Consider the following 23,017-nt stretch of genomic DNA (forward strand, 5'->3'; position numbering starts at 1 on the left):
AAGGAGGAGGCGATGCGCCCGTGGGTCAAAACTCTCAGAACGGCGATTCCGGCGATGGCGCTGGCGGCGCTTCTCTCGGCGCTTTTGGCCTATGGGGCGGCGCTGTTCTATGCGTGGATGAATCCGAAGGCTTTGATCTATCAGCTGGATCGGCGCGACGTCGCGCCGCATGAGGCGGGATTGGAGGGGATTTTCATCGCCGAGAAGCTGGAGGCCGCCGACGGGACCCCTCTGACGGTCTGGGTCGCGCCGGGCCTGCCGAGGCGCCCTGTGGTGGTCTATCTCATGGGCGAGGCGGGGAGTCTGGCGGATCGCGCCGCGCGTCTGAAGCGCCTCGCGGCGGAGGGCTACGGCGTGGCGGCTCTGGCTTGGCGCGGATCGGGCGGCGCGGCGGGCGAGCCCTCCGAAGAGGCCTTTCTCTCGGACGCCGCCACGGTCTACGACGCCTTGCCCGAGCTTCTGGGCCATCGCCCGACGAGCTGGCGCGTGGTGGCCTATGGCGAGAGCCTCGGGGGGGCGGTGGCGGCGCGTCTGGCCGAGGAGCGGCCTTTAGGGGCGGTGGTTCTGGAATCGCCTTTCCTGTCGATCCGGGCTCTGGCGGAGGAGAATTTCGCCTTTCTGCCTGCGGGGCTCGCGCCGGAATCCTTCGACATGCTGGCCTCGGTGCAGGAATTGCAAATTCCGCTCCTCGTGATGTATGGGGGGCGCGACGCCTCGGTGCCGCCGGAGCAAAGCGCGCGGATCTTCGCGGCCGCCTATGAGCCCAAGCGCGTCTTCTACGCGCCGGAGGCGGGCCATGGGGCGCTCTGGAGCTATGGCGGCTTCGAGGCCGCGGCGGGCTTCATCGAATATTTCGCCCGCTTCCGATGAAGCTTTGTCCAGCGAAGCCGAAGGCTTCGCATCGTGAAAACGCGACCGCTTACAATATGAAGCCTTCGGATGATCCGCCTCGATCGGAAAAGGCTCTCAAGGCGAACAAGGGGGATTCATGCCGGTCTGGCTGACGACGGGAGCGATCTACGCGGGGGCGGCCCTCGCGGAGATCGCCGGATGCTTCGCCTTCTGGGCTTGGCTGAGGATGGGCAAATCCATCTGGTGGCTGGCGCCGGGGATGCTCGCGCTGACGGCCTTCGCGGCCCTGCTGACCCTCGCGCCCTCCGAGGCGGCGGGCCGGGCCTACGCCGCTTACGGCGGAGTCTATATCGCGGCCTCGATGCTCTGGCTGGCGCTGGTCGAGGGCCAGAAGCCCGACCACTGGGACATGCTCGGCGTGGCTCTGGCTCTGGCGGGGGCGGCGGTGATCCTCTTCGCGCCGCGCGGAGGATAAGGGCGGGGGCGGGTCAGGCGGGACATCCGCCGTCTCGCCGGAAGAGAATCTGAGTTTCAGACAAATTGCGGAGCAGAAGCTCCTGCTCCGCATGGCGGGCGAGGATCTTCAGGATCCGCGAGTCCGCTTCGGCTTCCGCATCCTGCGGGCGCCGGGGAGAGGCGGTTGCGGCGGCTTCCAGAGCCTTGCAGAACTGCCCGCGCGCCTCCTTCTCGCGCCCCGTCCTCAGCAGCGCGACGGCGTATTCCGTGTGAAAGCGGACATATTTTCCTTTCGGACCGCCGGTCAGGACCACGAAGCTCACGCCCGGCGCGGAGAAACGGCAAGAGGAGAGTTTCTTCTCCATATCGCGCGTCTCCTTCTGGCAGGTCCCATTCGCCAGAGCGGTCGCAAAGCCGAAGATCCAGAAGGACAGAAAAAGCATGACGTAGCCCGCCGTCAGTTCGTCTTTATGCGCGACGAGCCAGACCTTGACCTTCCTGATCATGCTTCCATCCTGCGGGGCCTCCGGGACGCGAAAAGGCCCGCATGGTCTCCCGCGCGGGCCTCCTGAAGCTCTGTGAAGCGCCGAAGCTTATTCGGCGGGCTCAAGCGCGGCCGAGGCCGGAACCGAAGCGCCCTCCACCCATTCATAGACCACGAAGGCTGGGGATTTCAGGTCGCCGTTCTCGTCATAGGACAGCGGGCCGAGCACCGTCGGGATCTCCAGCCCGCCCTTGAGCGCTGCGGAGACCGCCGCCGCGTCATCGGCTTTTCCGGCCGCCTCGATGCCCGCCTTCAGCACCTGCACCGCGGCGTAGGCGTTGATGGTGAAGGGCTCCACGGCGAAGCCTTTGGCGGTCAGATCGTCCACGGCTTCTTTGGCGATGGGATTATCGGTGGTGTCGAGGGCGCTGGTGAAGAGCGTGCCTTCGCCCGCTTCGGTGGCGATGGCCCAATATTCATTGGTCGAGAGGCCTTCGCCGCCGAGGATCCGCGCCTCGACGCCCTGATCCTTCAGCTGACGCGCCAGAAGAGCCGCTTCGGGATGATAGCCGCCGAAATAAATCGTATCGGCGCCGGCGGCCTTCAGACGGCCGACCAGAACGCTGAAGTCCTTTTCGCCGGGGGTGACGGTCTCGTAAAGAACCTCCGTGACGCCGCCCTTGTTGACGGCCTCCTTGAAGGCGTCGGCGAGGCCCTTGCCATAGGGCGCCTTGTCATGGATCACGGCGACTTTGGCGTCCGGCAGATTGGCCAAAACATGCTCGGCCAACACGAGGGCCTGCTGATCGTCGCGGCCGCAGGTGCGGAAAATGCCGTCGAGCCCGCGCTGGGTCAGGGCGGGGGTGGTGGCGGTGGGGGTGACCATCAGCACGCCGTTTTCGGCGAGCAGATCCGAGACCGGCATGGCGTTGCCCGAAGTGACCGGGCCGATGACGAATTGCACGCCCGCGCCCAGCAGATTATTCGCCGCCGAAACCGCCTGACGGGCCTCGCCCGCATCGTCTTCGAGGCGCACGACGAGCTGCTCGCCGAGAACGCCGCCCGCTTTATTGATGACGTCGACGGCGCTTTCGACGCCCTCTTTCACCTGAATGCCGTAAGCGGCCACGCCGCCGGTGACCGGGGCGATCACGCCGATGACGATTTCCGCCTGAGCGGCGGAGCCGAAGGCCACGCTGGCCATCAGCGCCAGGGCGGTTGCTCTGAGACGCATGTCTTTCCTCCACATGAAGCCTTTTGGCGGCTTCTGACATCACGGGGCGGGCGGTCCGAGCTTTCGTCGCGCCTTGGGCTCAAGCCGGAGGCTTAAGACTTTCGGGCGCCCCTTAAGCTCAAGATGTCGGCCGGATTCCGGCGAACTGCAAGCCTTTTCCGAAATTTCATATCTCGTAAGGAGGTCCGTCCGGGCGGAGAGGTCGGCGCGCCTCTTCAGACGCGGGCCCTGAGCTCCGGCCGGGCTTTCGGCGACGGCGCGTCCTCTGGCGGCATGGGCGAGGCCATGGGCCGCCGGAGGGCGCGCGCTGATCCCTCAGAAGAGGAAATCGCTGTCGCTGAGGGAGGAGACGCCGTCGAGGCGGATGGCGAATTCAGCCGCGGCGTCGGAATCGGTGTTGCCGAAGAGCGTGTTGGTGGCGGCGTCGAAGCGCAATTGTCCCGCCGCCGTGAAGCTCGCATTGGCCGCGATCAGGCCGGTGAAGCTCTGGCGTCCGGAGGCGGCGGAATTGGCGTCGAAGCTTGAGAAGTCGATCAGGTCTTGTCCGCGCGTGAAGTCGCCGATCACGTCGGCGGTCGCGGTCGTGGCGCCGGTTTCGGAGGCGCTGCGGAAGACGAAGACGTCCGAGCCTGCGCCGCCATAGAGGACATCCCGGCCTGCGCCGCCTTCAAGGACGTCGTTCCCCCCTTGGCCGTGCAGAGTGTCGTTTCCGGCGCGGCCGAGGATGACGTCGTCGCCGCCTTCGCCCCAGATGACGTTGGCGCCTGAATCGCCGCGCAGAACGTCGGCGTGCTGCGAGCCTTGCAGATTCTCGATGGAGACGAAGGTGTCTCCGGCGGCCTCGCCGGTGTTGGCGGCGGGGCTCGCGAGATCCACGGTCAGGCCCGTGGCGGATTCGGCGTAGGAGGCGCGGTCGGTTCCCGCGCCGCCGTCGAGGAGGTCGGCGCCCGCGCCGCCGCTGAGGATGTCGTTGCCGCCTTGGCCGTAGATCTTATCATTTCCGCCGCGTCCGCGGATGACGTCGTTCCCGCCTTCGCCCCAGATGACGTTGGCGCCTTCGTCGCCGCGCAGATTATCGGCGTGATGCGAACCCTGCAGATTCTCGATGGAGACATAGGCGTCTCCTTTGGCCTCGCCGGTGTTGACGCGGGCGTTGGCGAGATCGATGGTCATGCCCGTCGCGGCTTCGGCGTAGGAGGCGCGGTCGGTTCCCGCGCCGCCGTCGAGGAGGTCGGCGCCGAGCCCGCCGCTGAGAATGTCGTTCCCGCCTTGGCCATACAGCTTGTCGTTTCCGCCGCGTCCGCGGATGACGTCGTTCCCGCCTTCGCCCCAGATGACGTTGACGCCCTCGTCGCCGCGCAGGTTGTCGGCCTTTTGCGAACCTTGCAGATTCTCGATGGAGACGAAGGTGTCTCCGGCGGCCTCGCCGGTGTTGGCGGCGGCGTTGGCGAGATCCACGGTCAGACCCGTGGCGGATTCGGCGTAGGAGGCGCGGTCGGTTCCTTCGCCGCCGTCGAGGAGATCAGCGCCGAGCCCGCCGCTGAGGATGTCGTTGCCGCTCTGGCCGTAGATCTTATCATTTCCGCCGCGTCCGCGGATGACGTCGCCGCCGACGCCGCCCCAGATCCGGTTCGCGCCCTCGTCGCCGCGCAGATTGTCGTTGAACCGCGAGCCTTGCAGATCCTCGATGGAGACGAAGCTGTCTCCGGCGGCTTCGCCGGTGTTGAGCGAGGCGTCGGCGAGATCCACGGTCAGTCCGGCCGCCGCGTCGGCGTAGGAGGCGCGGTCGGTTCCTTCGCCGCCGTCGAGAGAATCCGCGCCGAGGCCGCCGTTCAGAACGTCGTTGCCGCCGAGGCCTTTCAGAACGTCGTCGCCCGCATTGCCTTTCAGGAGATTGGCGTGCTCGTTGCCGGTGACGCTGTCGTCGTTCGAGCCGCCGAAGCCGTTCTCGATCACGACGCCATAGGCGATGGTGTAGGCGGTCAGGGCGTCGCCCCAAGCGTCTTCGATGAAGGAGACCCAGCCGCCGCCGCCGGACTCGACCAGAAGCGAGGCCGCGCGCAGATCGATGACGGTCTTCTTGTCGGTGGAGCTGAAATCGATGACGTCCACGCCGTCGCCGTCCCAGATGGCCCGGACCTCGCGGCTGAAGCCGTAGGTGTCGTTTCCGGAGTTATAGGAGGCGTTGGCGCCGTAGAGCGCCTGCAGCGCCGCGATGTCCAGCGCCCCGAAGAGATTGATGTTCAGATCGTCGTAGGTGGGGAAGAACTCAAGCCCCGGCTGTTCGTAGACGTTGTTGTTGAAGCTGACGTAGGACATCCGCGTATAGAGCCGCGTGCCGAGATTATAATCGCCCGCGTCCGTGGAGCTGGAGACGCCGGGGAGCGTCGTGTCGCCGGAGAAGGGATGCGCGAGGCCGAGGGCGTGCCCCAACTCGTGAATCAGCACGAATTGATTGGCGTTGAGCAAGGTGCTGTCGATGACGACGGGCACATGCCAGTAATCCATATAGGGCCTGACGGCGTATCCGGCGGCGTCGCCGCCCGGCTCGTCGACGCTATAGAGGCTGATCTGCGCGTCGGAGGCGTAGGAGACTTCCGAGAAGGTCAGATTCGTGATGGCGGAGATCTCGGCGAAGGCCGCCCGCGCCAGAGCCTTCTGGCTCGCGTTCCAAGCGTTGGCCGTGGTCGAGCTGTCGGCGTAAGCGCCGTCGAAATCTCCCTGCGGGGCGAAGGAGTAGGTGACGTTGCTGCTCGTCCAGTTATAGCCTTGGTTGGTGAGCGCTCCAAGGAGCGGATGATCGTAAGGCGTGATGTTGCTGGCGCCTAAGGACATGTCGCTTCTCCATCCGTCAACTTTGCAGCCCGAGCCTTCGAACATCATAGAGCGCAATCGGAGGGCTGTGAACCGATTTCCCGATAATTTGCGCGGCGAATGAGAAACTTAGGTCTCATGAGGCTCCGCCGCGCCGGAAAACGGAGGGCGCGGGAGGGAATATCCCCGGTTGCAAGGCGGAATTTCACTCTTGAGTTGTTTTTCCGGCGGGCGGCCGCGAATCATCTGAATGCGGATGGGGCGGAGCGGATCTGAAGGGCCTTCGAAGAGCGCGCGGCTTCTCCGGCCGTCGGGCCGTGACGAAAGGCGTTCTGAGGGCGTCGGGCGCAAGCCGCGCCGCGGGCGATCCGCCGATTTCAGAATTAAATGGGGGATTTTTAACGCAAGATGGTGCCCAGGAGTGGAATCGAACCACCGACACAGCGATTTTCAGTCGCTTGCTCTACCAACTGAGCTACCTAGGCGCACCGTCTTGCGTGGGCGGGTTGATACCCGAAGCCGCGCGGCTTTGTCCAGAGCTTTATGACGTCCGCGCAACGAAGCTTCAAAGAACCTCCGGACCGGCGCGCGGGCGGGGATCAGACCTCGCCCTCGCCGACCTCGCGGGAGGGGATGTCCGTTTCTTCGCCGGGGATGCGGTAGTCGCCGCGCAGCCAGCGCGCCAAATCCAGATCGGCGCAGCGCTTCGAGCAGAAAGGACGCCAGCGCCTCAGGCCCGGCGCCCCGCAATGCGGACAAAGCCCGCCCGTCGGCTGCTGATCGGGAGAAAGTTCGGTCATGGCGCGCCTCCGAGTTCGGCGAGCGCGGCGGAGAGCGCAGGGCGGTCGCGCCGCCGCGTCGCCTCGAAAAAGCCGAGCGGGCCCCAGCCGAGCGGCCGCCAGGCCGGATCATGGGCCGCGCCCAGAACCTTGGCCAGACCCGCGCGGTCAGCCTCGCCCAGATCTCCGGCGAAGTCCACCGCCACCGCTCCGCCGAGGCCCAGCAGCCGCAGCCGTCGCGGAATCTCGCGCGCCGCCGCCCGGTTGACGCCCATGCGGTCGGCGCCCGCGTTCACGTCCACCGCGATCAGCGCGAGGGTCGGCTCGATCTTCATCCAGCCGCCGCCGCTCAGGGAGATCTGCGGCGCGGTCAGATCGGCGAGGCGGGAATCCAGATCCCAAGCCTCCATGAGCGAGCCCTCGAAGAGCCGCGCCTCCGGGATCTCCGCCGCCGCGCCCGCGTCGGCGAGCAGATCGGCGCCGCGCCAAAGCTCGGCGGCGCGGGCGAAGAGCCCCGGACCCGCCTTCAGCCGTCGCGGAGGCCCGGAGGCGGCTTCGGCCTCCAGAGCGCGATATTCTCCGACCAGCCGCGCCGCCTTGGCCCGCAGAGCCTCCGGCGCGAGCTTCGCCGCCTCGGTGCGGATGACGAAGCCGCCCTCCGCCGCGAAAGGCGCGAGGGCCGCCTGCAGCGCCTTGCGGGCCGCCGGGTCTTCGATCTTGCGCGAGACGTTGATTCCGGGCGTCTGGGGCGTGAAGACCAGCCAAGGCCCCCCCAAATCCGCGCCGATCCGGCAGCGCGCCGCCTTATCGCCCTCCGCGGGGCGCTGGACGGCGATCAGCAGCCGCGCGCCGGGCGTCAGGGCTCCGCCGCCGGTGAGGAAGCCGTCTTCGCCGCCGATGTCGAGGAAGGCCGCGTCCAGACGCGGCGCGACGCTCTCCACCTTGGCGATATGGAGGTCGCCCGGTCCGGCGCGCTCCTGAGCGGAGGCGGAGCGCAGGAAAAGATCCTCCAGCCTGCCGTCGACGATCAGCGCCGCGAGGTCGCGGCGGGCGTCGCGGCTGAAGAGGGCGCTCCGGCTCATGCCGCGAGGGGGGCGGGGGGCCGCCAGCCCGCCGCTTCGAGCAGCCCCGCCGTCTCGGCCAGAGGCAGCCCGACCACGGCGCTGTAGGAGCCGTTGAGCCAAGGCGCGAAAGCCGCCGCCCGGCCTTGAATGGCGTAGCCGCCCGCTTTGCCGCGCCATTCGCCCGAGGCGAGGTAATCCTCGATCTCGGCGGAGGAGAGGCGTTTGAAGCGCAGGACGCTTTCGACCGTGCGGGACCAATGGCGGGAATCGCGCATGCGGATCAGCCGGACGGCGGTGATCACGCGATGCCGACGCCCGGAAAGCCGCTCCAGATGGCGGCGGGCCTCGGCTTCGTCGGCGGGCTTGTCGAGGAGGCGGCGCCCCATGCAGACCGCCGTGTCGGCGGCGAGGATCAATTCCTCGGGCGCGGCCGACTCCGCCGCCTTCAGCGCCTTTTCATGGGCGAGGCGTTCGGCGTAGGGGCGGGGAAGCTCGCCCGGAAAAAGGGATTCGTCGATCTCGGCGGGCGCGATCCGCGCGGGAGGCACCCCGATCTGCGCGAGCAAGGCGGCTCGGCGCGGCGATGCGCTCGCCAGAACCAGCCGCGCATCCATGTTCAGCGGAAACGATAGGTGATGCGGCCCTTGGTCAGATCATAGGGCGTCATCTCGACCTGAACCTTGTCGCCGGCCAGAACGCGGATGCGGTTCTTGCGCAGCTTGCCCGCCGTATGGGCGATGATCTCGTGGCCGTTCTCCAGCTTCACGCGGAAGGTCGCATTGGGCAACAATTCCGACACGACGCCGGGAAACTCGAGCGTCTCTTCTTTCGACATGCAGATTCCGTCATTGGGAGGGCGGCGCAGGGCTGCGCCCGCCGAGGGCGTAAATGACCTCTGGCGCGAAAAAATGCAAGCGTCGCGTGACGAATCGGCCGCAGGATCAGCCGCGATATTGCAGCGCCGCCAGCAAAGTGAACAGTCGTCGCGCCGCGTTCTCGTCGAGGATCAGCCGCTCCGCCAGCTTTTCGCGCAGGAGCGCCGCGCCTTCGTCATGGGCGGCGCGGCGGGCCTCGTCGAAACGCTCGATCTCGGCGACGGGCAGATTGCGCACCGCCGAGACGTAGCCTTCGCAATAAGCCGCGTAATCCTTGAGGATCTTGCGGAAGGAGGCGATGGAGAGGTCGATCTCCGCCGCCTTGGCGCCCTCCGCCGTGGTGAGGAGCAAAGTCAGGCTCCGCGCCCGCAGCCCGAGCGTCAGGCGCCAAGGGCCGGGCGGGGGCGAGGGCTCGGCTTCGGTGGGGCGCAAGCCGAGGGCCGCGTTCTCCACGAGGTCGTAAATGGCGATGCGCCGCTCCATCTCGCCCTCGGGCGAGGCGGCGCCGTCGCCGTCGAGGACCACCTCGATCAGACGTCCTGAGGGGGCTTCCGTCATGCCGGGCCTCCATTGCCGAGCCGCAGGCTCACCGAAGCCCCATGGGCCTGCAAGCCTTCGGCCGAAGCCAGCCGCGCCGCCGCCGGACCTATGGCCGCCAGAGCCTCCGGCCCGGCCTTGAGCAGGCTGGTGCGCTTGAGGAAGTCCAGAACCGAAAGCCCGGAGGCGAAACGCGCCGTGCGGTCGGTGGGGAGGACGTGATTCGGCCCGCCGACGTAATCGCCGAGGGCTTCGGGCGTATGGAGCCCCATGAAGATCGCGCCCGCATGGCGGATCTGGGCCGCGAGGGCCTCGGGATCGGCCACGCAGAGCTGAAGATGCTCCGGCGCGAGGCGGTCGGAGAGGGCGGCGGCCTCGGTCAGATCCCGCACGAGGAGGATCGCGCCGTGCTTCTCCCAACTCGCGGCGGCGATCTCGCGGCGGGGCAGGGTCTTCAGCGCCCGCCCGACGGCTTGGGCCACGGCCTCGCCGTAAGACTCGTCCAGCACGATGAGGATGGATTGCGCCGATTCGTCATGCTCGGCCTGAGCCAGCAGGTCCATGGCGATCCAATCGGGATCGGCGTCGGATTCGGCGATCACCAGCACCTCGGAAGGCCCGGCGATGGAATCGATGCCCACCCGCCCGAAGACCTGGCGCTTGGCCTCGGCGACATAGGCGTTGCCCGGCCCGGTGATCTTATCCACCGGCTTGAGCGGCCCCGCGCCATAGGCGAAGGCGCCCACCGCCTGAGCCCCGCCGATGCGGTAGATCTCGCTCACCCCGGCCAGACGCGCCGCCGCCAGAGCCAGCGGATTCAAGGCGCCGTCGGGGGCGGGCATGCAGATGGCGATTCGCCGGACGCCCGCCACCTGCGCCGGGACGGCGTTCATCAGCACTGAAGAAGGATAGCTCGCCTTGCCGCCGGGCACGTAAAGCCCGACCGAATCCAGAGCCGTCCAGCGCCAGCCGAGCTCCACCCCGGCCTCGTCGGTCCAGCGGGCGTCCGGGGGGATCTGGCGCTCGTGATAGGCGCGGATGCGGGCGGCGGCCAGCTCCAGCGCCGCGAGATCCTCGGGCGCGCAGGAGGCCGCGGCCGCCTCGACCTCCTCAGGCGAGACCGCGAGGGTCTCCGGAGTCAGGCGGAGGCGGTCGAATTTGGCGGTGGCCTCGATCACGGCCTCGGCGCCGCGCGCGCGCACGTCCTCAAGGATGGCGCGCACCGCTCCGGCGACGTCGGGCGCGGCCTCGCGCTTCTGATCGAGCAGAGCCTGAAAGCGCGTTTCGAAATCCGCCGCGCGGGTGGAGAGGCTCACGGGCATCATTCGGCCCCTTTCGTCTTGAACAGCCGCCTGAGAAGGCCCTCGCGCGCCAAGGTCATGTTCTGAGCATGGCGGGGGCGATGGGCGGCGGCGCGCGGCGGCGCCAGATCGGTCAGGCTGGCCTCCAGAGCCTCCACTTTCAGCCGGAAGGCCGCGCCGCCCGAGCAGAGCAGCAGGATTTCTCCGCCGGGGCTGCGCGCGGGGGCGCCGGACTCTTCGTCGGCGGGCTCGGCGCCGGAGGCCGGATCGCGGCGGAACTCCACGGAGAGCAGATTCAGCGCCGTCGAATTCGTCGAGGACGGGCCGCCGGGCCTGAGGCCCTTCGCCTGAGCGCTCCGCACGTTCTCGAAGGCGAGGGCGGCGAGCACGCGCTCGTCGCGCTCGGCCTCCTCCCAGCGGAAGCGCTGGAGCGGCAGAAGAAAGCGCCTTTCGGCGGCGTTCCACCGGACGTCTCCGACGCGCCCCACGGCGTCCTGAAGCAAAGCCGAAAGGATCTCCAGATCCTCGGGCTCCTGCGCGCGCAGCCTCAGGCCGCGCGGCGCGACGGCCTGAGGCCGCCGATCCGCCTGCGTCATGACTTCGTCCCCCAAATTCCGCCCGATCCTCTGGGGATCAGGCGACCGCGGCGCGCGCGGCGGTCGTCGGCTGATCCCGCAGACGCCGGATCTCGGCGCCGCAGGCCGAAAGCTTGGCCTCCAGCCGCTCATAGCCGCGATCCAGATGATAGACGCGGCTGACGATGGTTTCGCCCTCGGCGGCGAGCCCCGCCAGAATCAGCCCGATGGAGGCGCGCAGATCGGTCGCCATGACCGGCGCGCCCTTCAGACGCTCCACGCCCTTCACCAGAGCCGAGCCGCCATGCACCTCGATGCGGGCGCCCATGCGGGTCAGCTCCGGAGCATGCATGAAGCGGTTTTCGAAAATGGTCTCCTCGATGCGGCTTTCGCCCTCGGCCATGGTGAGCAGCGCCATCATCTGGGCCTGAAGATCGGTCGGGAAGCCGGGGAAGGGCGCGGTTTCAATATCCACGGCCCGCAGACGCTCGCCCGGCTTGCGCGAGACGCGCAGGCCCCGCGGCGAATCCTCGATGGAGACGCCCGCCGCCTCCATGCGCTCGATCAGCGCCCCCACGAGGTCGCGCCGCGCGCCGAGGATCTCGACGGAGCCCCCCGCGACGGCCGGCGCCAGCATATAGCTGCCCATTTCGATGCGGTCGGGGAGGACGCGGTGATTGGCGCCGCGCAGACGCTCCACGCCCTGAATCCGGATGGTCGAGGAGCCTTCGCCCTCGATCCGGGCGCCCATGGCCCGCAGGCATTCCGCCAGATCGACGATCTCCGGCTCGCGGGCGGCGTTCTCCAGCACGGTTTCGCCCTTGGCCAGCACCGCCGCCATGAGCAGATTCTCCGTCGCGCCCACCGAGACCACCGGCGAGACGATCCGCGCGCCCTTCAGCCCGCCGGGGGCCTCGGCGAAGACGTAGCCCTCGCGCAGGTCGAGCTGCGCGCCCAGAGCCTCCAGACCCTTGAGATGCAGATCCACCGGACGCGCCCCGATGGCGCAGCCGCCCGGAAGCGAAACCTGCGCCTTATGCTCGCGGGCCAGCAGCGGCCCCAGCACGAGGATGCTCGCGCGCATCTTGCGCACCACGTCGTAAGGCGCGACGCAGCTTTCGATGGCCGAAGCCCGCAAGGAGAGCTGGCCCACCACCCGGTCGCGCCAGACCTCGACGCCCAAGCCTCCGAGCAGCGCCCCCATGGTCGCCACGTCGGCGAGGGCCGGAGCGTTGAGCAGGGTCAAAGGCTCGTCGGTCAGGATCGCGGCGGCCATGAGCGGCAAGGCGGCGTTCTTGGCGCCGCTGACCGGGATTTCGCCGAAAAGCGGCTTGCCGCCGCGCAATGCGATTCTGTCCATGGGTGGGTCCGTCTCCGCGGTGAGGATGTCATGACGCCGTTCAGGCTACGGTCATCCTCCTTAACGACCTGTTGCTTTCGTCTTAGGGCCGATGCGGAGCGAGGGCAAGAATCAAGCTGAGGAGCCGTCTTCCTCCGGGGGCGCCTCCGGCTTGGCCTCTTCTTCGGCGCGGCCCCGCGCCTGAGCCTTGCGGCGGCGCAGATTGGCCCGCAGCTCCGCCGCCAGACGCGCCGCCCGCTCGGATTTGGAATCGGGGGTTTTGGGAGTCTCGCCGCTCATGACGTCTTCTCCTGAGCCTCGGGCGGATGGCGCGGCGCGAGAGCGTAGATCAGCACGGCGCCCGACAAAGCCGCCGCATAGGCCCAGAAGACCGCGCCGTAAGCCAGAGCGGGAACCCCGAGCCCGCGCAAATCCGAGACGAGCGCGCCGGTCAGCGCCTGCCCGAGGCCCAAACCGCCGATGGAGAGGAAATTCATCAGCGTCACGCCTTGCCCGACCAGCCTTTCCGGCAGGAATCGCCGCGCATGGCCCAGATGCACGCCGAAGGACAGGCCGACCATGCCGATCAGCCCGAGCAGGACCACCGAGAGCGTCATGGAGCGATCCGCGAAAAAGGCGAGGACGCCGCAGAGGAGGGCCGTGATCCCCGCGCCGGGCAGCACCACCCCTTTCTGCGAGCCCGCCAGACGATCCAGCGGCGCATAGAGGAAAGAGCCCAGAGTCATGGCGGCGGCCATGACGAGGATCGCCAGACCCAGAGATTCGCCGCTCAATCCGAAAACCTCATTGAGGTAAGGTCCGGCCCAAAGCCCGCGAATCCCCGCCGGAACCGCATAGCTCACGAGGAAAAGCGGCATCATCGGCCAAAGCGCCTTGATCTTCAGCACCTCGAGGAAGCCGCTCAGACCCGGCGCCGCGCCCTCTTTGGGCGGCGGCGGATCGCGCACCAAGGCCCAGATCGCCAGAGCCCCCACGCCGGAGATCGCGGCCAGAGCCCAGATCGTCCCGCGCCATCCAAGCTCCTCCATGGCGAAGGAGAGCGGCGCGGCGCTCACCAGATTGCCCAGAGCCCCCACCCCGAGCAGCGTCGAGGAGAGAAAGGCGAAGCGCGCGGGCGGCATGGTCCGGGCGTAGATGTAGAGGCTGGCCATATAGATCGGCGCGCAGCCGACGCCGATCAGCCCCATGGCGAGAGTCACATGCCAGGGCGCCGTCGCCTGAGAAAACGCCGCCAGACCCGCCAGACAGCCGAAGGCCATGATCGCGCCCGTGAGCCGCCTCGGCCCGACCTTGCCCAGCATCGCCCCGATGGGGAATTGCATCAGCGCGAAGACGAGAAAGAACATGGCCGAAGCCGGAGCGAAATCCTCCGGCGCGACGCCGAACTCTTGGGCGAGGACCGGCGTCATCACCGCGAGGCAGGCGCGATAAAACTGACTCAGCACATAGCCGAAGGCCAGAGCGATCAGGCCCGGAAGGGCCGAAGAGACCAAAGGCACGGCTTATCCTCTCAGGATGGGCAGAGCGTCGTCGAGCGCGCCTTGCAATGCGTCGAAAATCTCGTCGATCTCGGCGGGCGCGACGATCATCGGCGGGCAAATCCCGATGCTGTCCGAAGGCAGAGGCCGCAAAAGGACTCCGCGCGCCGCCGCCGCCTCATAGACCTTGAAGGCCGCCTTGGCCGCAGCGGGGAAGCTCGCGCGGGTGGTTTGATCGGCCACGATCTCCAGCCCGCCGATCAGCCCTTTGCCGCGAGTCTCGCCGACGAGGGGATGCGCCGCCAGAGCCTTCAGGCGGCTCTGGAAATGGGGCGAGACCCGCCGCACATGGCCGAGGATGTCGCGCTCCTCGTAGATCTTCAGAGTCTCCAGAGCCACGGCGGCGCAGACCGGATGTCCGCCATAGGTCAGGCCGATCCCGAAGGTTCCGAGTTCGCCGCTGCGTTTGGCGAGGACGTCGTAAATTCGGTCTGAGATGATCGTCGCGCCGATGGGCAGGAAGGCCGCCGAAAGCTGCTTGGCGCAGGTCACGACGTCCGGCTCAAGCCCGAAGCTCTGAGAGCCCCAGAATTCGCCCGTCCGGCAAAAGCCGTTCACCACCTCGTCCGCCACGACGAGGATGTCATGTTTGCGGCAGACCGCCTGCATGGCGGGCCAATAGCCCTCTGGAGGAACCACCACGCCCCCCGCCGCCATCAGCGGCTCGCCGACGAGGGCGGCGATGGTTTCGGGGCCTTCGCGCTGAATCAGAGCCTCGAACTCCGCGACGAGCCGCGCGGTGAAATCGGCTTCGCTCTCGCCGGGACGGCCCTCGCGGTAGAAGCTCGGGCAGGTCAGACGCAAAAAGCGGTCGGAGGCGGGGAGGTCGAAGCCGTCCTGCTTATAGGCCAGCGCCGTGAGGCTCCCGGCGCCCAAGGTCACGCCGTGATAGCCCCGCGCCCGCCCGACGAGCTTCTTCTTCTCCGGGCGTCCGAGGGCGTTGTTGAAATACCAGACGGCCTGAATGGCGCATTCCATCGCCTCCGAGCCGGAATTCACGAAGAAAGGCCGATGGGCCGGAGCGGGCGCCAAAGCGCCCAGCGCCTCCGAAAGCTCGATCAGCGGCGGATGCGAGCGCTGCGCGAAGCTGCTGGAGAAGGGCAGGGCGCGCATCTGCTTCACGGCGGCTTCGACGAGCCTTTCCTCCGAGAAGCCGAGCCCCGCGCACCAGAGTCCCGCCAGCCCGTCGATGAAGCTTTTCCCCGATTCGTCGGTGAGACGGATTCCCTCGCCCGAGACCATCACATGCGCCCCTTGGGCCTTATGGGCCTGAAGATTGGTGTAGCCGTGGAAGACGGCTTCGGCGTCGCGGGCCGAGAGCGAATTGGGGCGAGTCTGGGTCATGGAAGGGGCTCCCTGGATGTCCGGGCATCCTAGGCCGGAGCCGGAGGCTTTGGGTAGTCCGATTCAAAGGCTCCCGAATCCGCCTTTGGAGGCGCCCCAGCCCGCCAGATGGGCCGCCAGAGCCCGCGCCGAAGCGGGCAGAGCGGCGAAATCCCGCGCCGCCACGACCAATTCGCGGCTCGCCCAAGGGTCGGAGAGGCGACGGATCGTCAGGCCCCGGCGCCTATGGCGCAGAGCCGCCGCCTCGGGCATGGGCGCCGCGCCGATTCCCTTCGCCGCCAGCAGCGCCAGAGCCTCGAAGCCCGGAGCCCGCAGCCGGACCCGCATCCGGCCTCCGGCGAGGCGGGCGCGCTCTTCGAGATGGGCCTGCAAGGGCGCTTCGGCGGGGAGGCCGACGAAATCCGCCTCCAGAGCCTCGGCTAAAGCCAGATCCCCCCGCCGCTTCGCGAGCGCATGGCCCGTCGGGATCAGCAGCGCGATGCGGTCGAGGGCGAAGGGCTGAAGCCGCAGGGCCTCGGCTTCGGGGCTGCGGGCGAGGACGCCGAAATCGGCCTTGCCGTCGAGGATGGCGCGGAGGATCTCGGCGCTGGGGCGCTCCAGAATCTCGACGTCCATGCCGGGGCGCCCGGCCAGCCAATCGGCGAGGGCTTCGGGCAGAAACTCCGTGGCGGCGGCGGTGTTGGCGGGCAGACGCAAAAGCCCTCGCGCGCCCGAGGCGCAATCCTGAAGCTCGGCGCGCAGATCCTCGGCCTCGCGGAGGATGCGCCTCGCCCGACGCGCGAGGATCTCGCCCGCCGCCGTGGGCGAGACGCCGCCGCGCCCGCGCTCCAGAAGCTTGAGTCCGCTCGCCTCCTCCATGCCGCGCAGCCGCGCGCTGGCCGAGGGCAAAGCCAGATTCGCCCGCGCCGCGCCATGGGTCAGGCTGCCCGCCTCGACCACATGCAGAAACAGCCGCAGATCCGTCAGATCGAAGCGCATAGAGGCTCCTTTCGCTCTTCCGAAGCCTGACTTCGGATCTTCCGCATGGCGCGCGCGGGCGCAAGTCCCGCAGGATCGTCCTGAGAGCGTTCTTCGATCCTCTCGGATCGTGCAAACGCCTCAGCTTCTGATCTTGTCGCGTTTTCGCGACGCGAAGCCTGGTCGGCTTCTCTGGAAAACGCTCATGACCCAAGATGCTTTTCTTTCGGCCGCTTTGATCGGCCTCGTCTTCCTCCTCGCCGGGATCGTCAAAGGCGTGACGGGCATGGGCTTGCCGACGGTGGCCATGGCGCTGCTCGGGGCTTTGTTGAGTCCGGCGGCGGCGGCGGGGCTGCTGGTTCTGCCTTCGCTGGTCACGAATCTGCAGCAGGCTTTCGCCGGGCCGGATCTGCGCGGGCTGCTGAAGCGTTTTCGGCTGATGTTCGCGGCGACGGCTCTGACGGCTCTCGTCGCCTCAGGCTGGCTGGCCAAGGGCGACGCGCGGCTGAGCGCCGGGATTCTCGGCGGGCTGCTGATGATCTACGCCGCTTATGCGCTCTTCGCGCCGCCTTTGCGCATTTCGCCCGAGATCGAGCGCCGGGCTTCTCCCTTCGTGGGCGCGGCGACGGGCCTCGCCACGGGCGGCGCCGGGATTTTCGTCATGCCCGCCGCGCCCTGGCTTCAGGCGCTCGGCCTCGGCAAAGAGGAGCTGACTCAGGCGCTCGGCCTCTCCTTCGCCGTCTCGACTTTGGCTTTGGCGGCGGGGCTGGCTCTGCATGGGGCTTATGGGCCGGGGAATCTCGGGGCTTCGCTTCTGGCGCTGGCTCCGGCGATGCTCGGCATGAGGATCGGCGAGATCCTGCGCCGCAGCGTCAGTCCGGCGTCCTTCCGGCGAATCTTTTTGATTTCTCTGGCGGTTCTCGGCGCGGAGATGCTTTCGCGGCTCTGGCGGTGAGATCCGGGGGCGCTGAAGGGAGATGGCGCCGCTTGTCCGATTTGAACGGACGACCTACCGCTTACAAGGCGGTTGCTCTACCCCTGAGCTAAAACGGCTTAGAGCGGAGCATGAACTAAGGAAGCCTTCAGGGCAAGCCTTCTCCGGAGCGGCCTCCCGCGCTTTCGCGCGGCCCGTCTCCTGCGCTTTCGCGCTGAGGCGCCTCGCTTGACGCCTCCGGAGGGCTGCGCTTATCTGCCTCCCATGATGACATCCGCGCCCCGAATCCTGCCCAGATTCCTGCTTGTGTCGGCCCTTTTGGCGGCCTCATCCTTCGCGCCGCCCCTCGCGGCGCAGCAGGAGGAGGAGCGCGTGGAGATCCGTCCGGGCCGGGTCTCCGGCCGCCCGACTCCCCGCTTCGAGAGCCTGCGCAATCCCGACACCAATCTGCGCGTCGGGCCGGGCGAGAGCTATAAGATCCTCTGGGTCTATCATCGGCGGGGGATGCCGGTGGAGGTCTATGACGAATACGACGTCTGGCGCCGGGTGCGCGCTCCGGACGGCGAAACCGGATGGCTGCATCACACGCAGCTTTCGCTCGCGCGCACGGCCTTCCTGCTCAAGGAGACGGAGTTGCGCGCCGCGCCGGATTCCGTCTCTCCGGCGACGGCGCGGCTGGAGGCCGGCGTGACGGCGACGCTCGTCGAATGCCGCGCCGACCTCTGCCTTCTGGAGGCGGCGGGGCTTCAGGGCTGGGCGCCCAAAGCGGCGCTCTGGGGCCTGCGCCCTGAAGAAGTCTTCTGAACCGGGGCTTCAGCCGCCCGCCGCGCTTTGCGCCGCCGCGACCTCGGCCTCAGGCTTGGGCGCGGGCCGACGATCCACGCGCATGACGGCTTCTCCGGTGAGCACGGCGCGTCCGCGCACGGCGCAGACGCAATCGAAGGTCACGTTGGCGCGCTCAAGGTCCACCTCCGCGACGGTGACTTGCGCGGTCACCGTGTCGCCCGCCCGCACCGGACCGCGAAAGGCGAGATTCTGCTTGATGTAGACGCAGCCCGGCCCCGGCAGGCGCGTGCCCAGCACCGTCGAGATGAAGGCCGCCGTCAGCAGGCCATGGGCGATGCGGCCTTTGAACATGCTCTTGGCGGCGAATTCCTCGTCGATATGGACGGGATTCATGTCGCCGGAGATCCCCGCGAAGAGGACGATGTCGGTTTCGGTCACGGTTTTGGAGAAGCGTTCGCTCATGCCGGGAGCGAGATCCTCCAGATAATAACCATGCGCGTCGTCTGGGGCGCCGCCGAACATGCCGAACTCCTCTGAGAGCCTTATAAGCAACAAGATTGCGCAAGATGCGCTTTTGATTGGCGCAAATTATCACAAGACTCCTGAAAAATGGAGCGCGAAGGCGTCGCACCCGACGAAAGTCCGAGGCTGCGGCTTTCAGGCGACGAATTCGGGCGGCGCAAGGCGGCTTCAGATGGGGTCGCGCAGAATGCGCTTCTCCCAGTCGCGCCGCCGGACCAGCTTCTCCGAGACGGTGCGCCCCTTCACGAGAATCCCCGCTTTGAGGGGGCCTTCAGGGTCGCCGCAGACCAGAGGATGCCATTCCGGAAGGTCTCTCCCCTCGGCGAGCAGCCGATAGGCGCAGGTCTTGGGCATCCAGCTGGCCGATTCGCGCACGGTCTCGGGCGTGAGCAGCACGCATTCCCGCACCCGCTTGCGGCGATTGGGATAATCGCGGCAGCGGCAGGTCTCGCCGTCGAAGAGCCGACAGGCGATGTCGGTGTAATGGACCTCGCCTTTCTCATCCTCCAGCTTGACGAGGCAGCAGCGTCCGCAGCCGTCGCAGAGCGACTCCCATTCCTCGGGGGTCATCTCCTCAAGGCTTTTGGCGCGCCAGAAGGGCTTGGCGGGGGGCTTGGCCATCTCGTTCACGATGCGGCTCCGGAATCTCCGACATGGCGGAAGAGCGCGCCCCAACCGTCGAGGAACAGCCCGATGATGAAGACGACCGCCGCCACGAAGACCGCGACGGCCAGAAGGTTCAACACGACGTTGCGCGGCGTCAGGCGCCAGTCGAGCGGCGGATCCGGATCGACCTCCTCGGGGTCGAGCCCCGCGCGTTCGCGGGCTTCGGCGCCGGTGAGCGCGCCGCCGGCCTCATGGCGGAGCTGGTCCAGCCGCGCCTGAGCGTCGCGGGCGGCTTCATGAGGATCTTGCGGCTTGCGGGATTCGGTCATGGGGGCAGCATATCCTCGCGGGAGGGCGCCGCAAAGAGGCCGCAAGGCCGCGGCTCTCCGGCTTGTGACCCGGGCTTGAGCTTTCGCGTCCCTGCTTTCTTCAGGAAAAAGATTATAAAACCTGTGAAAATCCTCTTCGGAGCCCCCTATGCGTCATGTTCTCTCCCGCTTCCGACCCCTCGCTTTCGGAGCCTTGGCCGCTTTGGCTCTGGCGCCCGCCGCTCAGGCCGCCTGCCGCGATCCGGGCGCCCGGACGATGTTCGCCGAGGGCGGATATTTCCAGCCGCCCGCGCCTCTGAAGCCTGAAGCCGTGCGCTTTCTGCGCGCCGACGGGAGCGTCGGCTCTCTGGAGGATTACAAGGGCAAATCGGTGATGCTGCTCTTCTGGGCGACCTGGTGCGGCGGCTGCATGGTCGAGCTGCCCGCGGTCGACGCCCTGATGAAGGATTACGAAGGGACGGATCTGGTCATCCTGCCGCTCTCCATCGACGAGGCTCAGGATCCGCAATCGGCGCGGCAGGCTTTGCTCTGGTATCGCGGCGAGAATCCCGAGGCCCCCGCCGAGCATCAATTGACCAGCCCCGTCGAGGAGATGCGCTTCCTGCGCGGCGCGATGCGCTGGTTCCTCGATCTGAAGGGCTGGAGCCATATCCCCGCCAACGTCGATTACGGCCGCGCGCTCTTCGACGAATTTTGTCAGGCGGGGACTCCGGCCCATGTGATCCTCAATCCCCAAGGCGAGGCGGTGGAGATCTTCGTGGGCGCCCAGCCTTGGGACAAGCCCGGCGGACGCCGCTATCTGGACCGCCTCGCAGGCAAGACTTCGGCGCAGGGAGCCGCGCAATGAACCGTTTTCTGAAAGGGGCCGCTCTGGCCTTGGGTCTGGCTCTGACGGCCGCCGCTCCGGGCGCGGCTCAGGTGGTTCCGGGCCTCAGTTCGGAGGCCGCGCTCTGGGCTGCGCAGCATGTGCAGCCGGGGCCTCAGGGGCTGACGGCGCCGGATTTCCCCATCCTCCACGCCGCCGACGGGCGCAAAGGCTCTCTGGCCGACTACAAAGGCCGGGTGGCGGTGGTGACGCTCTGGAAGAGCGATTGCCCCATCTGCCGCCGCGAAATGCCGGTCATCGACCGCATGGCGGCGGAGATGGCGCCGGAAGGGCTGGTCATGGCGCCTCTGACGCTGGACCTCGACCTCGACCGCGCGCGCTTCGCCTTCGAGGGCTGGGGCGTGCGGAGCCTGCCGGTGATTCAGGATCTGGAGCGGATCAACGGAACCTTCTTCGCGCTGAGCGTGCATCAGAGCATGTCCATCTCGACGCCGACGACCTACGTCCTCGATAAATCCGGCGTGATCCGGGGCGTGGTCTGGGGCGCCGGAGACTGGGAGGCGCCCGGCGCCAAGGCATGGCTCCGGGCTTTGATGGCGGAGAGCGTCTAACCCCGCTCTCCGAAGCCGACGGCCCGTCCGAGGCGCCCCAGAATTCCCTGCGGCGCGTCGGCGGCCACCCAGAGCGCCGCGACGAAGCCCGTCGCGCCGACGAGGGCGAAGATCGCCTCATGGGAAAGCCCCGCCGCGGTCATCCCCATGGCCGCTGCGGAGGACAAGACCATGAGCAGCGAATCCGCCACGTTCGAAGCCGCGACGACCCGTCCGCGCGCCTCCGGCTCGGCGGAGATCTGCATGCGGGCGTTCAGCGGCGTGATGTAGAGCCCCGCCGCCGCCGCCAGACCCACGAAGCAGAGCAGAATAGCCCAGGCCCAGTCCCGCGCCCAGAAGGCCGCCGGACCCATCAGAGCCTCCGCCAGAGGCTCCGCCCGATAGGCTTTGACGGCGAAGAAGAGCAGGATCGCCAGAACCGCCATCCCGACCGCCGCCCAGCCCGCGAGATCCACCCGCGCCTCGCCCTTATAGAGCCGCGCGCAGGCCGCCGAGCCGACCGCCACCCCGATGGAGAAGGCCGCCAGCAAGATCACCGAGACGTCTTCGTTCGCGCCGAGGGAGTCCTTCGCGAAGGGCAGCACCAAGGCCATATAGGTCGCGCCGAGGAACCAGAACCACGCGATGTTGAGGATCGCCTTGAAGGCGGGGCGATTGCGGCGCGTCTCCTTCAGCACCTCCCAGACGGCGCGGGGAAAGACCCAATCCACCTTGGGCGCCGTCGCGCCGAGGGGCGGCGCGGGCGGAGTCTTCAGACTGAAGAGCCAGCCCGCGATCGCCACCAGAATCACCATGACGGAGATGATCGTCACGCCCGCTTCGCTGAGGATCAGCTTCGCGCCGGCGATTTGTCCGACCAGAATCGCGAGGAAGGTCGCGGCCTGAATCAGGCCATTGCCCGCCACGAGTTCGCCCGGCTTCAGATATTGCGGCAGGATTCCGTATTTGATCGGGCTGAAGATCGCCGATTGCGCGCCCATCAGGAAAAGCAGCGCATAGAGCAGCGTCAGATTCTGCATCTGATAAGCCACGGCGCCGAAGATCATCAGCAGGATCTCCAGCGCCTTGACGCGCTTCATCATCAGGCCCTTGTCCATGCCGTCGGCGATTTGTCCGGCGGTGGGGGCGAAGAGCGCGAAGGGCAAAATGAAGAGCCCCGCCGCGAAGGCGTTGTGGAATCCGGCGTTCAGCCCGTGGAGATCCGCCAGACGATAGGTGATCAGCGCGACGAATCCGGTCTTGAACACCTGATCATTGAAGGCGCCGAGGGCTTGCGCGCCGAAAAGGGGCCAGAATCTCCGGTCGCCGAGCAGGCGCAGAGGAGAAGAGGTCTGAGCGGTCATCGGCGGAGAATCTCCTGAGGGCGAGCCTGAGCGGAGGCGGAAAGGCTCGGATGGGCCGCAGACTTCCCGCTTTCGCCGCCGCGCGCAAGCCGTCCGAAATCAGAAGCCGGGGAGGGGCGCGCGTCCTGGGCTTCGTGTTCGGCCTCCAGAGCCGAGACGGCGGAATCGAGGCGGCGCTCCAGCTCCAGCATGAACGCCTCCTTGCCGAGTCCCGGAGGAATGGGCGGCAGGAACTCTAAAGCCGCCGAGGCGCCGGGGTGCTTCAACCACTCGCGGCGCGGCCAGACCCGCCCGAGATCCTGCGCGACCAGATAGGCGGGGGCCTGCAAGGCGTCGTAGATCCGCCAAACGCCGCTGCGCAGAGGCCCGCGCTCGCCGACGGGCATCAGGCGGCCCTCTGGATAGATCAGCACCTGACGCCCCTCCGCGACGGCTTTGCGGGCGGCTTCGGCCACGGCGGCGGATTGCCCCTTTTCGCCTTCGGTCCGCACCAGCAGAAAGCCGAGCGCCCGCAGGATGGGGCCGAAGAAGGGATAGCGCTCCAGCTCGGCCATGGCCACCGGCGCGAGATCCGGCAGAAGCCGCGCCATGAGGATTCCGTCCAACTCGCTCTGATGATTCCCGACGATCAGCGCGCCGCCTTTGGGCATATGCGCGCGGCCCCGGATCTCGATCCCGCCGCCGAGCAGCCCGCGGGTCAGAGCCAGGACGCCGCCCGCCCAAAAGCGCAGCAGCGCCCGCAAAGGCCGCGTCGCGCCGAGCAGGGCGAAGGGCGTCGCGAGGAGGGCCATCGTCAGGGTGAAGCCGTAGAAAACGCAGTTGAACAGGCTCGAACGAAGGAGGCGCATGGCCGGACCTTTATAGTGAACAATGTTCATGTAATATGCGGG

The 23,017-nt window shown here is 67.8% G+C and carries 26 protein-coding genes and 2 tRNA genes; 6 read left to right on the plus strand and 22 right to left on the minus strand.

The window, feature by feature from the left end:
- Positions 1 to 12 precede the first annotated feature (12 nt).
- The gene (locus B161_RS0103580; RefSeq protein WP_018632006.1) at positions 13 to 870 is read left to right on the plus strand and encodes an alpha/beta hydrolase; all 858 of its coding nucleotides are present in this window, start codon (positions 13 to 15) and stop codon (positions 868 to 870) included.
- 118 nt (positions 871 to 988) lie between these two features.
- Complete coding sequence (locus tag B161_RS0103585) at positions 989 to 1,327, plus strand: YnfA family protein (RefSeq protein WP_018632007.1); 339 nt, start codon at positions 989 to 991, stop codon at positions 1,325 to 1,327.
- A gap of 13 nt (positions 1,328 to 1,340) precedes the next feature.
- On the opposite strand, the gene B161_RS0103590 is transcribed toward B161_RS0103585, so the two are convergent.
- The 16 genes from B161_RS0103590 to B161_RS0103670 all read right to left on the minus strand — a co-directional run bounded on the left by B161_RS0103590 (position 1,341) and on the right by B161_RS0103670 (position 16,191).
- Positions 1,341 to 1,814, minus strand: a complete 474-nt coding sequence (locus B161_RS0103590; RefSeq protein WP_018632008.1) for a hypothetical protein — start codon at positions 1,812 to 1,814, stop codon at positions 1,341 to 1,343.
- A gap of 87 nt (positions 1,815 to 1,901) precedes the next feature.
- Positions 1,902 to 3,026 (minus strand): branched-chain amino acid ABC transporter substrate-binding protein, encoded by a 1,125-nt coding sequence (locus B161_RS0103595; RefSeq protein WP_018632009.1) that lies wholly within the window; start codon positions 3,024 to 3,026, stop codon positions 1,902 to 1,904.
- Positions 3,027 to 3,341: 315 nt separating this feature from the next.
- Positions 3,342 to 5,861: a M10 family metallopeptidase C-terminal domain-containing protein gene (locus B161_RS19500; protein ID WP_018632010.1), complete on the minus strand. Its 2,520-nt coding sequence runs from the start codon at positions 5,859 to 5,861 to the stop codon at positions 3,342 to 3,344.
- 388 nt (positions 5,862 to 6,249) lie between these two features.
- A tRNA-Phe gene (locus B161_RS0103610) sits at positions 6,250 to 6,325 on the minus strand.
- Between the two features lie 114 nt (positions 6,326 to 6,439).
- Positions 6,440 to 6,640 (minus strand): DNA gyrase inhibitor YacG, encoded by a 201-nt coding sequence (locus B161_RS0103615; protein ID WP_018632011.1) that lies wholly within the window; start codon positions 6,638 to 6,640, stop codon positions 6,440 to 6,442.
- On the minus strand, positions 6,637 to 7,701 hold the full coding sequence (locus B161_RS16535) for a ribonuclease E/G (RefSeq protein ID WP_018632012.1): 1,065 nt from the start codon (positions 7,699 to 7,701) through the stop codon (positions 6,637 to 6,639). Before B161_RS16535 ends, B161_RS0103615 begins: the two co-directional genes overlap by 4 nt.
- Positions 7,698 to 8,297: a Maf family protein gene (locus B161_RS0103625; RefSeq protein WP_018632013.1), complete on the minus strand. Its 600-nt coding sequence runs from the start codon at positions 8,295 to 8,297 to the stop codon at positions 7,698 to 7,700. Before B161_RS0103625 ends, B161_RS16535 begins: the two co-directional genes overlap by 4 nt.
- Positions 8,298 to 8,299: 2 nt before the next feature.
- The gene (gene infA, locus B161_RS0103630) at positions 8,300 to 8,518 is read right to left on the minus strand and encodes a translation initiation factor IF-1 (RefSeq protein WP_018632014.1); all 219 of its coding nucleotides are present in this window, start codon (positions 8,516 to 8,518) and stop codon (positions 8,300 to 8,302) included.
- Between the two features lie 106 nt (positions 8,519 to 8,624).
- The gene (locus tag B161_RS0103635; protein ID WP_018632015.1) at positions 8,625 to 9,116 is read right to left on the minus strand and encodes a UPF0262 family protein; all 492 of its coding nucleotides are present in this window, start codon (positions 9,114 to 9,116) and stop codon (positions 8,625 to 8,627) included.
- On the minus strand, positions 9,113 to 10,417 hold the full coding sequence (gene hisD, locus B161_RS0103640) for a histidinol dehydrogenase (protein WP_026310173.1): 1,305 nt from the start codon (positions 10,415 to 10,417) through the stop codon (positions 9,113 to 9,115). The genes B161_RS0103635 and hisD overlap by 4 nt, the downstream gene beginning before the upstream one ends.
- The gene (locus B161_RS16540) at positions 10,417 to 10,992 is read right to left on the minus strand and encodes a DUF2948 family protein (RefSeq protein ID WP_157755515.1); all 576 of its coding nucleotides are present in this window, start codon (positions 10,990 to 10,992) and stop codon (positions 10,417 to 10,419) included. The genes hisD and B161_RS16540 overlap by 1 nt, the downstream gene beginning before the upstream one ends.
- 37 nt (positions 10,993 to 11,029) lie before the next feature.
- Positions 11,030 to 12,331: a UDP-N-acetylglucosamine 1-carboxyvinyltransferase gene (gene murA, locus B161_RS0103650; protein WP_018632018.1), complete on the minus strand. Its 1,302-nt coding sequence runs from the start codon at positions 12,329 to 12,331 to the stop codon at positions 11,030 to 11,032.
- Between the two features lie 111 nt (positions 12,332 to 12,442).
- Complete coding sequence (locus B161_RS19715; protein WP_018632019.1) at positions 12,443 to 12,610, minus strand: hypothetical protein; 168 nt, start codon at positions 12,608 to 12,610, stop codon at positions 12,443 to 12,445.
- Complete coding sequence (locus B161_RS0103660) at positions 12,607 to 13,830, minus strand: MFS transporter (RefSeq protein ID WP_018632020.1); 1,224 nt, start codon at positions 13,828 to 13,830, stop codon at positions 12,607 to 12,609. The genes B161_RS19715 and B161_RS0103660 overlap by 4 nt, the downstream gene beginning before the upstream one ends.
- A 3-nt stretch (positions 13,831 to 13,833) precedes the next feature.
- The gene (locus B161_RS0103665) at positions 13,834 to 15,213 is read right to left on the minus strand and encodes an aminotransferase (protein WP_018632021.1); all 1,380 of its coding nucleotides are present in this window, start codon (positions 15,211 to 15,213) and stop codon (positions 13,834 to 13,836) included.
- Positions 15,214 to 15,276: 63 nt separating this feature from the next.
- Complete coding sequence (locus B161_RS0103670) at positions 15,277 to 16,191, minus strand: LysR family transcriptional regulator (RefSeq protein ID WP_018632022.1); 915 nt, start codon at positions 16,189 to 16,191, stop codon at positions 15,277 to 15,279.
- A 184-nt stretch (positions 16,192 to 16,375) separates the two neighbouring features.
- Between B161_RS0103670 and B161_RS0103675 the strand changes: the two genes are divergently transcribed.
- Entirely contained in the window at positions 16,376 to 17,125 is a 750-nt protein-coding gene (locus tag B161_RS0103675) for a sulfite exporter TauE/SafE family protein (protein WP_026310175.1), read from the plus strand.
- Between the two features lie 23 nt (positions 17,126 to 17,148).
- On the opposite strand, the gene B161_RS0103680 is transcribed toward B161_RS0103675, so the two are convergent.
- Positions 17,149 to 17,223, minus strand: a tRNA-Thr gene (locus B161_RS0103680).
- Positions 17,224 to 17,410: 187 nt separating this feature from the next.
- Here B161_RS0103680 and B161_RS0103685 point away from each other — a divergent pair.
- Positions 17,411 to 17,908, plus strand: coding sequence for an SH3 domain-containing protein (locus tag B161_RS0103685; RefSeq protein ID WP_169338265.1), 498 nt, complete (start codon positions 17,411 to 17,413; stop codon positions 17,906 to 17,908).
- 9 nt (positions 17,909 to 17,917) lie between these two features.
- Here the strand turns inward: B161_RS0103685 and B161_RS0103690 are convergent, their stop codons facing one another.
- The 3 genes from B161_RS0103690 to B161_RS0103700 form a co-directional block, all read right to left on the minus strand.
- A complete protein-coding gene (locus B161_RS0103690) occupies positions 17,918 to 18,412 on the minus strand; it encodes a MaoC family dehydratase (protein WP_018632025.1) in 495 nt (164 codons plus the stop codon).
- 168 nt (positions 18,413 to 18,580) lie between these two features.
- Positions 18,581 to 19,033 (minus strand): YcgN family cysteine cluster protein, encoded by a 453-nt coding sequence (locus tag B161_RS0103695; RefSeq protein ID WP_040789217.1) that lies wholly within the window; start codon positions 19,031 to 19,033, stop codon positions 18,581 to 18,583.
- 5 nt (positions 19,034 to 19,038) lie between these two features.
- Positions 19,039 to 19,347 carry a hypothetical protein gene (locus B161_RS0103700; protein ID WP_018632027.1) on the minus strand — a complete coding sequence of 103 codons (309 nt, stop codon included), beginning with the start codon at positions 19,345 to 19,347 and terminating at the stop codon, positions 19,039 to 19,041.
- A gap of 148 nt (positions 19,348 to 19,495) precedes the next feature.
- Between B161_RS0103700 and B161_RS18540 the strand changes: the two genes are divergently transcribed.
- Both B161_RS18540 and B161_RS0103710 read left to right on the plus strand, forming a co-directional pair.
- A complete protein-coding gene (locus B161_RS18540; protein ID WP_018632028.1) occupies positions 19,496 to 20,194 on the plus strand; it encodes a TlpA family protein disulfide reductase in 699 nt (232 codons plus the stop codon).
- Positions 20,191 to 20,784 carry a TlpA family protein disulfide reductase gene (locus B161_RS0103710; RefSeq protein ID WP_018632029.1) on the plus strand — a complete coding sequence of 198 codons (594 nt, stop codon included), beginning with the start codon at positions 20,191 to 20,193 and terminating at the stop codon, positions 20,782 to 20,784. Before B161_RS18540 ends, B161_RS0103710 begins: the two co-directional genes overlap by 4 nt.
- Here B161_RS0103710 and B161_RS16550 read toward each other — a convergent pair.
- Together B161_RS16550 and B161_RS16555 are read right to left on the minus strand one after the other, a co-directional pair.
- Positions 20,781 to 22,127, minus strand: a complete 1,347-nt coding sequence (locus B161_RS16550) for an MFS transporter (RefSeq protein ID WP_018632030.1) — start codon at positions 22,125 to 22,127, stop codon at positions 20,781 to 20,783. The two genes, B161_RS0103710 and B161_RS16550, sit on opposite strands and share 4 nt — an antisense overlap.
- Positions 22,124 to 22,975 carry a lysophospholipid acyltransferase family protein gene (locus B161_RS16555; RefSeq protein ID WP_157755516.1) on the minus strand — a complete coding sequence of 284 codons (852 nt, stop codon included), beginning with the start codon at positions 22,973 to 22,975 and terminating at the stop codon, positions 22,124 to 22,126. The genes B161_RS16550 and B161_RS16555 overlap by 4 nt, the downstream gene beginning before the upstream one ends.
- Positions 22,976 to 23,017: the final 42 nt, after the last annotated feature.

The organism is Neomegalonema perideroedes DSM 15528, assembly GCF_000374145.1.
In the GTDB taxonomy this organism is placed as follows: domain Bacteria; phylum Pseudomonadota; class Alphaproteobacteria; order Rhodobacterales; family Rhodobacteraceae; genus Neomegalonema; species Neomegalonema perideroedes.

Bases quoted from the DNA above. Each gene is read 5' to 3' on its own strand.
- B161_RS0103580 (WP_018632006.1), top strand. From the start codon at position 13: ATGCGCCCGTGGGTCAAAACTCTCAGAACGGCGATTCCGGCGATGGCG.
- B161_RS0103585 (WP_018632007.1), top strand. From the start codon at position 989: ATGCCGGTCTGGCTGACGACGGGAGCGATCTACGCGGGGGCGGCCCTC.
- B161_RS0103590 (WP_018632008.1), bottom strand. From the start codon at position 1,814: ATGATCAGGAAGGTCAAGGTCTGGCTCGTCGCGCATAAAGACGAACTG.
- B161_RS0103595 (WP_018632009.1), bottom strand. From the start codon at position 3,026: ATGCGTCTCAGAGCAACCGCCCTGGCGCTGATGGCCAGCGTGGCCTTC.
- B161_RS19500 (WP_018632010.1), bottom strand. From the start codon at position 5,861: ATGTCCTTAGGCGCCAGCAACATCACGCCTTACGATCATCCGCTCCTT.
- B161_RS0103615 (WP_018632011.1), bottom strand. From the start codon at position 6,640: ATGACCGAACTTTCTCCCGATCAGCAGCCGACGGGCGGGCTTTGTCCG.
- B161_RS16535 (WP_018632012.1), bottom strand. From the start codon at position 7,701: ATGAGCCGGAGCGCCCTCTTCAGCCGCGACGCCCGCCGCGACCTCGCG.
- B161_RS0103625 (WP_018632013.1), bottom strand. From the start codon at position 8,297: ATGGATGCGCGGCTGGTTCTGGCGAGCGCATCGCCGCGCCGAGCCGCC.
- infA (WP_018632014.1), bottom strand. From the start codon at position 8,518: ATGTCGAAAGAAGAGACGCTCGAGTTTCCCGGCGTCGTGTCGGAATTG.
- B161_RS0103635 (WP_018632015.1), bottom strand. From the start codon at position 9,116: ATGACGGAAGCCCCCTCAGGACGTCTGATCGAGGTGGTCCTCGACGGC.
- hisD (WP_026310173.1), bottom strand. From the start codon at position 10,417: ATGCCCGTGAGCCTCTCCACCCGCGCGGCGGATTTCGAAACGCGCTTT.
- B161_RS16540 (WP_157755515.1), bottom strand. From the start codon at position 10,992: ATGACGCAGGCGGATCGGCGGCCTCAGGCCGTCGCGCCGCGCGGCCTG.
- murA (WP_018632018.1), bottom strand. From the start codon at position 12,331: ATGGACAGAATCGCATTGCGCGGCGGCAAGCCGCTTTTCGGCGAAATC.
- B161_RS19715 (WP_018632019.1), bottom strand. From the start codon at position 12,610: ATGAGCGGCGAGACTCCCAAAACCCCCGATTCCAAATCCGAGCGGGCG.
- B161_RS0103665 (WP_018632021.1), bottom strand. From the start codon at position 15,213: ATGACCCAGACTCGCCCCAATTCGCTCTCGGCCCGCGACGCCGAAGCC.
- B161_RS0103670 (WP_018632022.1), bottom strand. From the start codon at position 16,191: ATGCGCTTCGATCTGACGGATCTGCGGCTGTTTCTGCATGTGGTCGAG.
- B161_RS0103675 (WP_026310175.1), top strand. From the start codon at position 16,376: ATGACCCAAGATGCTTTTCTTTCGGCCGCTTTGATCGGCCTCGTCTTC.
- B161_RS0103690 (WP_018632025.1), bottom strand. From the start codon at position 18,412: ATGTTCGGCGGCGCCCCAGACGACGCGCATGGTTATTATCTGGAGGAT.
- B161_RS0103695 (WP_040789217.1), bottom strand. From the start codon at position 19,033: ATGGCCAAGCCCCCCGCCAAGCCCTTCTGGCGCGCCAAAAGCCTTGAG.
- B161_RS0103700 (WP_018632027.1), bottom strand. From the start codon at position 19,347: ATGACCGAATCCCGCAAGCCGCAAGATCCTCATGAAGCCGCCCGCGAC.
- B161_RS18540 (WP_018632028.1), top strand. From the start codon at position 19,496: ATGCGTCATGTTCTCTCCCGCTTCCGACCCCTCGCTTTCGGAGCCTTG.
- B161_RS0103710 (WP_018632029.1), top strand. From the start codon at position 20,191: ATGAACCGTTTTCTGAAAGGGGCCGCTCTGGCCTTGGGTCTGGCTCTG.
- B161_RS16550 (WP_018632030.1), bottom strand. From the start codon at position 22,127: ATGACCGCTCAGACCTCTTCTCCTCTGCGCCTGCTCGGCGACCGGAGA.
- B161_RS16555 (WP_157755516.1), bottom strand. From the start codon at position 22,975: ATGCGCCTCCTTCGTTCGAGCCTGTTCAACTGCGTTTTCTACGGCTTC.